Source organism: Actinomadura sp. KC345, assembly GCF_004348515.1.
GTDB lineage: Bacteria > Actinomycetota > Actinomycetes > Streptosporangiales > Streptosporangiaceae > Spirillospora.
In genome coordinates this window covers 22720-32931 of record NZ_SMKH01000056.1, presented here as the reverse complement: position 1 = coordinate 32931, position 10212 = coordinate 22720, and the positions used below count along the sequence as shown (strand labels likewise).

10 protein-coding genes and 2 pseudogenes are annotated in these 10212 nt (G+C 68.7%); 3 read left to right on the top strand and 9 right to left on the bottom strand.

Features of this window, described 5'->3' with window-relative positions; genetic code table 11:
• Nucleotides 1–135 precede the first annotated feature (135 nt).
• From E1281_RS12485 to E1281_RS12450, 7 genes and pseudogenes are all read right to left on the bottom strand, one after another.
• Nucleotides 136–819: a hypothetical protein gene (locus tag E1281_RS12485; protein WP_131877564.1), complete on the bottom strand. Its 684-nt coding sequence runs from the start codon at nt 817–819 to the stop codon at nt 136–138.
• 219 nt (nt 820–1038) lie between these two features.
• Nucleotides 1039–1209 (bottom strand): annotated as a pseudogene (groEL, locus tag E1281_RS12480) (chaperonin GroEL); the annotation flags it as partial.
• Nucleotides 1210–1975: 766 nt separating this feature from the next.
• On the bottom strand, nt 1976–3304 hold the full coding sequence (locus E1281_RS12470) for an HNH endonuclease signature motif containing protein (RefSeq protein WP_131877562.1): 1329 nt from the start codon (nt 3302–3304) through the stop codon (nt 1976–1978).
• 101 nt (nt 3305–3405) lie between these two features.
• Nucleotides 3406–3861 carry a GNAT family N-acetyltransferase gene (locus tag E1281_RS12465; RefSeq protein WP_131877560.1) on the bottom strand — a complete coding sequence of 152 codons (456 nt, stop codon included), beginning with the start codon at nt 3859–3861 and terminating at the stop codon, nt 3406–3408.
• A gap of 82 nt (nt 3862–3943) precedes the next feature.
• Nucleotides 3944–4144, bottom strand: a complete 201-nt coding sequence (locus tag E1281_RS12460; RefSeq protein ID WP_131877558.1) for a DUF397 domain-containing protein — start codon at nt 4142–4144, stop codon at nt 3944–3946.
• Nucleotides 4141–4671 (bottom strand): annotated as a pseudogene (locus tag E1281_RS12455) (DUF5753 domain-containing protein); the annotation flags it as partial. The pseudogene E1281_RS12455 and the gene E1281_RS12460, both read right to left, overlap by 4 nt.
• Nucleotides 4575–4943 carry a helix-turn-helix transcriptional regulator gene (locus E1281_RS12450; RefSeq protein WP_131877576.1) on the bottom strand — a complete coding sequence of 123 codons (369 nt, stop codon included), beginning with the start codon at nt 4941–4943 and terminating at the stop codon, nt 4575–4577. The gene E1281_RS12450 and the pseudogene E1281_RS12455, both read right to left, overlap by 97 nt.
• Nucleotides 4944–5129: 186 nt before the next feature.
• Here E1281_RS12450 and E1281_RS12445 point away from each other — a divergent pair, with 186 nt between their 5' ends.
• A complete protein-coding gene (locus E1281_RS12445) occupies nt 5130–5567 on the top strand; it encodes an ATP-binding protein (protein WP_165958886.1) in 438 nt (145 codons plus the stop codon).
• A gap of 73 nt (nt 5568–5640) precedes the next feature.
• The gene (locus E1281_RS12440) at nt 5641–6378 is read left to right on the top strand and encodes a hypothetical protein (protein WP_131877552.1); all 738 of its coding nucleotides are present in this window, start codon (nt 5641–5643) and stop codon (nt 6376–6378) included.
• 148 nt (nt 6379–6526) lie between these two features.
• Here the strand turns inward: E1281_RS12440 and E1281_RS12435 are convergent, their stop codons facing one another.
• Nucleotides 6527–7243, bottom strand: a complete 717-nt coding sequence (locus tag E1281_RS12435; protein ID WP_131877550.1) for a TetR/AcrR family transcriptional regulator — start codon at nt 7241–7243, stop codon at nt 6527–6529.
• A 97-nt stretch (nt 7244–7340) separates the two neighbouring features.
• Between E1281_RS12435 and E1281_RS12430 the strand changes: the two genes are divergently transcribed.
• Nucleotides 7341–8153 carry an alpha/beta hydrolase gene (locus E1281_RS12430; protein WP_131877548.1) on the top strand — a complete coding sequence of 271 codons (813 nt, stop codon included), beginning with the start codon at nt 7341–7343 and terminating at the stop codon, nt 8151–8153.
• A gap of 179 nt (nt 8154–8332) precedes the next feature.
• On the opposite strand, the gene E1281_RS12425 is transcribed toward E1281_RS12430, so the two are convergent.
• Nucleotides 8333–10078 (bottom strand): LLM class flavin-dependent oxidoreductase, encoded by a 1746-nt coding sequence (locus E1281_RS12425; RefSeq protein ID WP_131877546.1) that lies wholly within the window; start codon nt 10076–10078, stop codon nt 8333–8335.
• Between the last annotated feature and the right edge of the window lie 134 nt (nt 10079–10212).

Below are 10212 nucleotides of genomic sequence, written 5' to 3'. Positions count from 1 at the left end.
CCCCCACCGCCCGCAGGGCGGGCGGCCGACAACCCGGCCCGGTGCCGAAGCCCCGAGTGCAGCACGTCCGGCCAGGCTTCCGATACCGGCACACCCCGACAGGGTGATTGCGGCAGGGGAGCCGCCCTCATCCGGCTAGGCGCTCTCTCCGGCGACGGGATAGCCGATGGCACCGAGGATTTCGGTTAGGGAGGCGAGATCGACGTGCGGGTTGAGCCGCCGGACGAGGCCGTCGGTCAGGGGACGGTGTTCGAAGACGTCCTTCACAGCGGCGGGATCGGGGGAGACCTCGAAGTAGTCGGCGGCGTAGGCGCAGTAGGCACCGGGAGTGCCCTCGGCCAGGAGGGTGAACAGCCGGTCCGATCCGTCGGGGTCCGTGCTCTCCTCCTCTGGAGGGAACTCGATATCGCCGGTGCGCCATGCCGGATCGTCGTGCAGCCGCCACAGGCAGACGGTGGCCACCAGGAAGCCGTCCTCGTCGCTGAAGGCCGGTTCGGCGGCCTGGCCGGCGAACCGCTCCGGGACCGACTCGACCAGGCCAGGCCACAGCTCGTGGTCTTCACCGGCGTACGGGCTCATGGGGGACTCGTGGTCGAACCCGCGGACGAAGGCGCCGGCCGGAGAGAAGACGATCGAGTACTCGTCGCCGCTGCCGTTGTCCATCGAGGCGAGTTCCTCGTCCTCCGCCCACCGCCCATCGAAGGCGTAGGTGGCGTCCCCGTCCGCACTCAGGACCGCGTCGAGAACGGCGAACGACTGACTCAACGCCCGGACGACCGCGATAGAGGGCAGCCGCCGCGCAAGATCTGGTGCAGCCATCCCGAAATTAAACCGCCCACGACCGACAACCCCCCGCGGCCCCGGAGCCTCCAACTCACGCAGCGCAGGCTCCACCCGCGGCCACATCGAGGTCCCGATCCCGCTGCCCTGGTGCAAACGCCTTCCAGAAAATCCACGGGCTCAACCTCCGCGAGGGCCACAACACCGTCCCAGTCAGCTTGGCGGTGTTGCGGGGCGTGGCGGTGTTACGGGGGGTGTGGCCGTGCGGTGGTCGCCGGAGCCCGACGCCTTCACGGCGACGGACTTGAAGATCCCGCGGATCTTGTTGACGACCAGGGTGGCCAGCGCCTCGCCCTCGACGTCCTCCGCGATGATCGGCAGCGGCTTGCCGTCCTGCATGACGCCCTTGAGGACGTGCAGCGGATCCTGGTTGACCGACGCCTTGCCCTGGACGATCAGCTTGCCCTCAGTGATAAGGATGGACGAGTCCTCCAGGACCGCGTCCATTTACGTTCGTCCCCGGGCTGCACTGCACCCGTCCGACAGCCGGATAGCCCCTCGACTGCCGAGACGGAGGCGGTCACCACGTGATGCGAGATGTAGCCCCTGTCATGTGGCCCTTGTCAGGTGTCCCTTGCCGAAGCTCATCCCCTCGGTCAGTTCGAACTCCCAGACCGAAGGTCTGGCTCTCCTTGACCGTGATGACGCCTTCCTCGTGCCTTCCTTGCCACCTTGCTCATCGCCTCGGCGATCATCTCGCCGATCTGCTGGTCGCGGTGGAGACGGAGGCCGTGGAGCCGATCTGCTCCTTGGTCTCTCCGCCCCTTGGCGAGCTTGGGCAGCGCCTTGGCGGGCTGGTCGACGTTGCCGTGTCCGAGTGGTGCCGTGTCCGAGTGGTGCCGTGTCCGGGTGGTGCCGTGTCCGGGTGGTGCCGTGTCCGGGTGGTGCCGTGTCCGGGTGGTGCCGTGTCCGGGTGATTCTCCGCGCCCAGATGATGCCGTGTTCGGGTGATTTCCGCGTCCACGTGATGCCGCGCCCAGATGATTTCCGAGTCCCACGTGACGCCGCGCGTTGTTGAGTTCGCGTGTATCGGCCGTCAACCGCCTTCGATGAAAGCTTCGGGTGATCTCGGTGGTCAGTGAGGTTGACGAGTGAGCGTTCGATGAAGCTTCGGCGGTGATCCGTCGCGGATGGTTCAGGGGCCGGCTGCCTGTCGTCGGCCGCGGGCGGGGCCGGGCTGGAGTCGGCGAGGCCGTAGCCGAACCCGGTGGTTTGCTGCCGGACTCCACAGGTCCGTGGCGCGCGGCGTCTGTGGCGGTGGACCAGGGGCGTCCGGTGGCCGGACGTGGTAGATGTAGCGCCCGTCCCGTCCCTTGGCGATGTGGATATGCGCGGGGTTGGCCGCCTTCCAGCGGTTGTGCCAACCGCATGTAAGGGCGAGTTTGTCGATGTCGGTGGGGCTGTGGCCGAGCGCCCAGCCATCGACGTGGTCGGCCTCGCACAATGTCCCGGGGACTTCGCAGCCTTCGACCGCGCATGTGGCGTACAGCGTCTCCAGTACACGGCGCTGGCCTGGGGAGGCGAACCGCTCCCGGTGCCCCAGGTAGAGCGGGATGTTGCCGCGTCCCAGGATGAGTGGAGAGACACCGGCCGACAGGGCGATACGGCGGGCCTGCTCGGCCGGGATCGGTGTCCCGTCGGTGAGGCGCGCTGGGACGGATCCGCCTGTCAGGGTGTTCAGGTCACAGATGACGGTGACCTTGGTGGCCTTGTGCCCGCCTGACAGAACACTGATCAGTGCCGCCGCAGTCCGCTCGGACAGATCTCGGGGGTCGTCGGTACCCGCGGGCTTGGCCAGCGGCGCGAGGGTGCCGTCCCAGACGGCGGCGTCCTCGGCGTTGAGCCAGCCTTTGAGGTGGCGGCCGCCGTCCAGGGAGCGGGTGGAGTCGATCCAGGAGCGTTCGTAGCCTCGCCGGGAGTCTTCATCAGGGGTTTCGGTGCCGTCGCGTTCGGCGATCAGGTCGGTGATGCGGTCGCCGAAGGCGGCGATCTTTCCGGCGGAGAAGCCTTGCCGGGTCAGGTCGAGGAGGATCTCTTCCGCGGCTGTGCAGTCGGCGTCGTTCAGGCGGGCGACGGCGGTGGCGATGGTGGCGGCGTAGCCGTAGGAGAGTTCCCCGCGGGCGAGTCGTGTGGTGACGTTGGGGAGGCGGTGGCGCTGCCGGGCCAGGTTGAGGCGTTCCTTGGCGCGGGCCTCGCGCATGCCGAGCCGCGAGCGCAGCCAACTGCGGGCGGACGGGTAACCCCAGCGGCGCATCTCACCGGCTGCGTCCACCCGGCCGATCAGCCCAGCCAAGGCGCTTTCGTGCAGGTCGGTTGCTCGGGCCAGGGTCTCGGCATCGCGCATGCACTCTGCTGGGGAGTCGGGCGCGTCCCGGAGGGTGAGTTCGGCCGCGATCGTCGCCGCCGCGTCCACCAGCTCACTGGTGGACATCGACGCCACATCGATCCCATCGGTCGAACACATGACTCAATGCTATCGAACAGTTGCACTGTGTGTCTGAGCCAGCCCGGATTCCTAGGTGACAGTGGTAAGGCCTCTCGGATAGTCGGAGAAGTGCAAGATCGCTAAAGCGGGCGTGTCATGAAGACGCTGTTCGGGTCGGGCTTGTAGTCCGCGAAGGGAGCGCAGTAGGTGAAGCCGAACCTCTCGTACAGCTTCCTTGCGGGGAGGAAGAACTCGGCGGATCCGGTCTCCAGGCTCAGTTGGGTGAACCCCATGCGCTTGGTCTCGGTAAGGATGTGTTCCATCAGCGAGGACGCGATCCCACTCCGTTTGCGCGTCGGTGCCGTCCGCATCGACTTCAACTCGGCGTGGAAGGCGTCCAGCTTCTTGATGGCGCCGCACCCCACCACCGATTGGCCGTCCATCACCGACCAGAACGTGACCTCGGGTTCGCGCAGGGCGTCGAGGTCGAGTGCGTGCTTGCTCTCCAGCGGCGTGATGGCCCGCATCTCCCGAACGTGATCGTTGAGGAACGCGGCGATCTCCGGACGGGACAGGTCGTCCACGACGATGTTCATCTCGCCACCCTCGCCCGCCCCGGTATCCCGCCGATCTCCGAACGAAAGCCCCCTCCGGAGAGGGGGCCGTTGAGGGGGACGGTCATCGGTCGAGTTCGCCGGCCCTGATGCGTCCGACGAGCCCGGCGATGGCGGGACGGCCGAACCGGAGGATCGGCCCGGCCGGGTCGGTGCTGTCTCGGACGGCGACGGTGGTGCTGAGGTTGGCCACCTCGACACATGTGCCGCCCTCTTGGCTGCTGTGACTGCTCTTGCGCCATGCGATGCGCTTCAGATCGTTCACAGACCCTCCATCACCTCTCGGATCAGATCACGTGAGGCCGAATCGGTCAGAGCGGAGCTGCCGATCAAGTCCCACAATCGTCGAAGTTCCTCCACCTGAGAGCCTAGTTCGATCACCCGGCCGGTGCCGCCCGCGCTCTCCACGAACCCGATCTCGGGTTCGTCCGCCAGGGTGAATAGGGTGAAGCCCGCCGCGGGAAAGACCTGTGATCCGTCCGGGACGACCAGGATGTTGATGTTGGGCTCCTGGGAGAGTTCCAGGACGCGAGCGAGTTGGGCCTTAGTGATCTCCTTGCTGCCGACTTCCGTCCGGATCACCGACTCGAGCATGACGATCACCACCCAGGGAGGCTCTTTCCTCCGCAGGACCTCCTGCCGGTTCATGCGTGCGTCGACCGCCAAGTCGATCGCATTCGTGTACTGGCCCGGCATCAGGACTGCACGGGCGTACTCCTCGATCTGAAGCAGGCCCGTGACGACGACGGGCTCGTAGACGCGAACCGCCTTGGCGGTGTTCTCCAGGTCGGCGTAGGGGCGGAAGAAGGTCGGGTGCCCTCCTTGGCGGCGAGGGGCTGGAGTTCCTGGAAGGTGTCGCCGGTGCCGAAGTGGGCGTCGAGGCGCGTGGCGAGTTCGGCGGACGGGGCCTGGGCGGCGGTCTCCACCTTGGAGATCGTGTCGTTCGAGTAGTTGACGGCTTCTGCGAGTTGGGCCTGGGAAAGTCCGGCTTCGTCCCGGAGCTTTCGGAGCTTTTGCCCCGAAAAGCGCGGCCACGGACTCGGTCGGGTCGAGCTGCTTCCGATTCACCATGAGTTGCCCTCCGGAAGTATCGAGTTGGATAAAGCCGGTCCCACTTCCGACGGTAGCCAGAAAGTCCCACGATGTGTGGCTGATTGCACACGACGAGCGACGGGAGTGGTGAAGGGGATGATCTTCAGGCGGCGGTCCAGAAAGGGTGAGTTCGACATAACGGGCTCTCTCTGGTTCGAGTGGAAAGGACGGTGGCGGGGCCTTGGGCCCTGCGGCGGGGATTTCTGGCCACGCCGGACGTCGTCCAGCAGGGGCGGCTGATCGTCGAGTCGCAGGCGCTTCAGTGGGGGCTCGCGGAGGAGACCGTGGAGGCCGCCGTGCTCATCGCGTCGGAGCTGCTCACGAACGCGGTGCGCGCCACGCCCCACAAGCCGGTCACCTTGCGGATGGCTCTCGCCGGGGACGGCATCCGGGTAGAGGTGTGGGATTGCTCGTCGCAGAGGCCGCGGGCTTCCGAGCCCGACCTGTCTATGCCAGAACGGCCGCTGGGCGATGACGTTCCGGACCCGGGTGGATGGGGCCGAGGGATTATCGATTTCCTGTCCGAGGAGCATGGAGTTCGGGTGGAGTTCGAGGGGAAAAGCGTGTGGGCGCTGCTGAGAGCGGAGTTTCGGTAGGCGACCGCCGAGTGCGGGCTTGCCTTGGCCCGGGGCGGGCTTGCTTTGCCCGCAGGCGGGAAGGTGGCCCGGTATGGGGGAGTGGTTCATACGGGAGATCGCGGACACCGGTCGGCTCCGGTTGTTCTGCTTTCTGCTGGCGTTCATCGCGGGGTTCCTCTTCATCAGGTTCAGCGTGCGGATGATCCGGCGGCAGGTCCGGTGGTGGCCGGGGAACGTCGCGCCGGGCGGGCAGCACATCCACCACGCCGTGTTCGGCCTCGTGTTCATGTGCGTCGGCGGTGTCGGCGGGCTTGCCATCGAGGACGGGGCGTCCGGGTGGGCGGCGACGGCCGCCGCGTTGTTCGGGGTCGGCGCGGCCCTGGTGCTGGACGAGTTCGCACTGGTGTTCTACCTGCGGGACGTCTACTGGAGTGAGCAGGGCCGCCTGTCGGTCGAGGTCGTGTTCGTCACCGTCGCCCTGTGCGGGTTGCTGTTGTTGGGGCTCCGGCCGCTGGGGGCGGACGAGGTCGCCGGGGACGGGTTGTGGGTCATCGTCCTCGCCCTCACGCTCAATGCCTGCCTGGCCGTGATCGCCCTGCTCAAGGGCAAGATCTGGACGGGCGTCCTCGGGCTCTTCGTCGGCGTGGTCGCGCTGGCCGGGGCGGTCCGGCTGGCACGCCCGGACTCGCCCTGGGCGCGGCGCCGGTACTCGCCCGGCTCGCGGAAGGAGAAGCGGGCGCGGGTCCGTGAACGCCGGTACCGGCTGCCCGTCCAGCGGCTCGGTGACCGGCTGAGCGATCTCGTCGCCGGACGCCCGTCCGCCAAGTAGCCGAGTTCCTGGCCGGTAAGGGCCCCGGGAGCGAGGGTTCCCGCTGACCGGACGCCGTGTCTGCCGTCCGCGTTGGGTTGCTCGCCTCGCCGGCCGGACCAGTGATCTTCGGGAGAGGAGTGGGGAGAGCGGCGTTGTCAGGGGCCGGTCATGTGGGGCGGCGTGCGGCCAAGCCGTCCAGGAGGCATGTCAGGGCGAACTCGAAGCGTCGCTCGCTTTCGCGTTCCACGTCGGGTTTGGTGGCAGCGGCCATCCGGCGGGACAGCATCGGGTGGCGGTCAGTGATCTCCTGCAGATAGGCGGGGACGCGTTCGCTCCAGTCGGTTCCGGTCTCGTCCATGCGCGCCAGGGCGTCCCGCCAGGCGACCTCGGCGATGACCGCGCCGACCACGTGGTCATTGATCATGGCCATCGCGGCGTCCAGGTCCTCGTCGGCGAAACCGGTGCTCGCCAGCTGTCGCAGGCCGGTCTCCGCGAGCGCCAGCGCGTTCGGCCCGAGGTTCGGGCGGACGGTCAGTTCCGACAGCGCCCAGGGGTGCCGCAGCAGCATCGCCCGGTTGCTCCGGGCCAGGGTGGCGAGCGCGTGCCGCCAGTCCGGCTCGTCCAGGTCGGCGTCGACCTCGCCGAGCACCCGGTCCAGTGCCAGTTCCAGCAGGTCGTCCTTCGTGCGGACGTACCAGTACAGCGAACCGGCGGTCACGCCGAGTTCGGCGGCGATCCTGCGCATGGACAACCCGCGGTGCCCCTCGGCGTCCAGGACGGCGACGGCCGTGTCGACGACCCGGTGCCGGCTGAGCCGACGGTCGCGCGGAGGCCGTTCGGGACGCAGCCAGACCGACCCGCCGGGCGTCTCTGTGGATGGCACGGGATCACCGTACCGGCTTGACTATCGCCGCTCAGCTCTTCTATACAGTGTTCAATGTGTATTGAACATCGTTTAGCACATCGTTGAGGAGGGGTGTATGTTCCGCCCGAACGGGGCGCTGCCGGGCGACGTCCATGTGACGGCGCTGGGTCCCGAGGCGGCGCCGCGCGTGATCTTCGTGCACGGCTCGACCAGCTGGGGCGACGACCCGGTGTACGGGTTCGGCGCCCAGCGTCCGCTCGCCGGCCGTTTCCGGCTGCTGCTGATGGACCGGCGCGGGTACGGCGACAGTCCCGACGCGGGCGAGCCGTTCCCCGCCGACTACCTCGCCGATGCCGACGACATCGCCGAACTGCTCGGGTACGGCGGCGCGCACCTGGTCGGCCACTCTTACGGCGGAGTCGGCGTCATGATCGCCGCCGCCCGCATGCCAGAGGCGGTGCGGTCGCTCACCTTGATCGAACCCGGCTGCTACCAGGCGGCGGCCGACCATCCGGATGTGGCGGCGGCGCTGCGCGCCAACCGTGCCGCATACGCCGACCTCCCCGAGATGACGCCGGAGGAGTACCTGCGCTCGGCGGCCGAGTCGGTCGGCGCGGCGCCGATGGAGGAGAGCGGGCGACGGCTGCGCGCGGCCGCCACCGCCCTGCGTGAACGTGTGTGCTGGGAGGCCGGGATCCCCCTGCCCGCCCTGCGAGCGGCACCGTGCCCCAAACTGGTGGTCTCCGGAGCCTGGGAGTCCGCCCCCGATCTCTATCGCGAGCGCGGCGGCGTCCCTCTCATGGCGTGCGCACGGGTCACCGCCGACCGCATCGGAGCCCGTCACATGTCCATCGCGAGCTCGGCGCATTATCCCCACGTCGACTCCCCGGGCAGGCTGAACGACGTCCTCGCCGACCTCTGGAACTGACCGGCCTGGAACTGGCAGGCCGCTGGAAAGGCAGGCCGTGGGCCGGTGGGCGGGCTGTGGTCGGTGCCGGGTGATCCCGGATCAGATCGAATTGCCAGGGAGCGCGAACTCGGGCGCCGTGGGCGGGCGTCTGAGTAAGTGGTGGCCGTGGTGATCGGGGGACCACGGCCACCGCCGTCTCAGTAGGGGGACGGGCCGCCGAACATCTCGCTGAGGCGCGGCGCCAGTTCGACATCGCCGCGCAGTTCCAGGCGGCCGTCCATGAGGAGGGACGCCGGGTTGGCGTCGCCGGCGAGAGTCCGCAGGAAGTCGGCCGTCGCCCTCGTGAGGGTGAGGGCCGGGTCCTTCGCCGGGCCCTGGCGAGCGCGAGCGCGGGTCCTGCCGATCTGGAGCGTCCAAGTCGTCTGGGAGCCGCTGGTCTGCGAGCCGCTGGTCTCCGAACGGCTGGTCTTTCCGACCGTGCTGGTCAGGCGGAACTCCAGTTCGCCGGTGAAACCGCCCGAGGCGGACGGATCGTAGGCGCGGGCCATTCCTGCGAAGAAGAGGCGTTGGGCGTTCGGGCCGAAACGCCGTTCGATCTGGGCGTCGGTCCGGCCGTGGACGAGTGTGTAGAAGCCCTGCCTGAATCGCCTGCGGCCCGCGGCGCGGACGTCCTCGCGGGCGGGACGGCGACTCCGGCGGCGTGCGCGGGCGACCTCCGCGTCCTCGTCGATGCGGTAGCCGGGCGGCACCGTGCGGGCCGGCTTCCGGCGGGCGAGGGCGGCTTCGATGGCGGGGGCCAGGCGTTCGGCTTTGGCCGCCTCGCGTTCGTCCCGGCCTTCGGTGAAGTGCGGGAGGACGGCCTTCCCGAACAGTTCGAGGGTCTCGCAGATGTGCTCGTGCTTGTTCGGGCCCGACTGGAGGACGAAGGAGATCTGGTCGACGCCGGCCGACTCGTAGCGCCGGATCAGCTCGATCACCTGGCCGGGCGTGCCGACGGCGCCGCGGAGGGAGCCGACGTTGACGTTGAGCGTTCCGGCGTTGGCGATGATCTGCTCGCGGGAGAAGCCCCGGGCGTCGCGCCGGTCCAGGAACTCCTGCCAGACGTCGGTGCGTCCCGGATCGTGCGGTGTGGTGCCGTAATAGTGCGCGAGGGCGAACGCGAAGAAGTGCGCACCGTCGATGCCGCGGTCGATCGCGGTGGCCTCGTCCTCGTGCAGCATCATCGGCAGGACGACGGTCACGTTCGGGTTCACCGCGAAGCCCGCCGGGACGCATGCCTCCGACGCGAGGATGCGGTAGTACTCGTCCACCCATTTTGCCGCGTCCTCGGGTTCCACGAACGAGAACGAGAGGGCCCCGATGCCGTTGCGGGCGGCGAACTGGATGGTCTCCCGGCGCGAGCACGCGACCCAGAGCGGGGGATGGGGTTTCTGGACGGTCTTCGGCAGCACGTTGCGCGGTGGCATCTGGATGTCGGGGGAGTTCCAGCCCGCGAACGGCTCCTCGACGAACATCCTGGTGACGGCGTCGATCGCGTCCTGCCACTGGGCGCGCTTGTCGGTGCGGCGCACGCCGAACCCGCCGAGTTCCGCGCTCGAACTGGATTCGCCCGTCCCGAAGTCGACGCGGCCGTTCGAGACCAGATCGAGTGTCGCGATGCGCTCGGCGATCCGGGCGGGATGGTTGACGGCGGGAGGCAACTGGACGATGCCGTGCCCGAGCCGTATCCGCTTCGTCCGCTGCGACGCCGCCGCCAGGAACACCTCCGGCGCCGACGAATGCGAGTACTCCTCCAGGAAGTGGTGCTCCACTTCCCAGACGTAGTCGAACCCCACCCGGTCGGCGATCTCCACCTGGTCGAGCGCGTCCTGGTAGAGCTTCAACTCCTGCCCGTCACCCCACGGTCGCGGCAGTTGGTGCTCGTAGAAGAGCGAGAACCGCACGTGTCGCACCTCCAGCCTCAAGACCTGCGAGAACGCAGCGACAACGCAGCCCGACGCGGCCGCACCCGTCAGCGTCGCGCGGCTTGGACGTCTCGTCAACAGCGCCCCCGGGCGTGGCCGGGGCCGCGGGAAAG

Excerpts from the sequence above, each read along its gene's own strand:
- E1281_RS12485 (WP_131877564.1), bottom strand. The coding sequence starts at position 819 with ATGGCTGCACCAGATCTTGCGCGGCGGCTGCCCTCTATCGCGGTCGTC.
- E1281_RS12470 (WP_131877562.1), bottom strand. The coding sequence starts at position 3,304 with ATGTGTTCGACCGATGGGATCGATGTGGCGTCGATGTCCACCAGTGAG.
- E1281_RS12465 (WP_131877560.1), bottom strand. The coding sequence starts at position 3,861 with ATGAACATCGTCGTGGACGACCTGTCCCGTCCGGAGATCGCCGCGTTC.
- E1281_RS12440 (WP_131877552.1), top strand. The coding sequence starts at position 5,641 with ATGGGGGAGTGGTTCATACGGGAGATCGCGGACACCGGTCGGCTCCGG.
- E1281_RS12430 (WP_131877548.1), top strand. The coding sequence starts at position 7,341 with ATGTTCCGCCCGAACGGGGCGCTGCCGGGCGACGTCCATGTGACGGCG.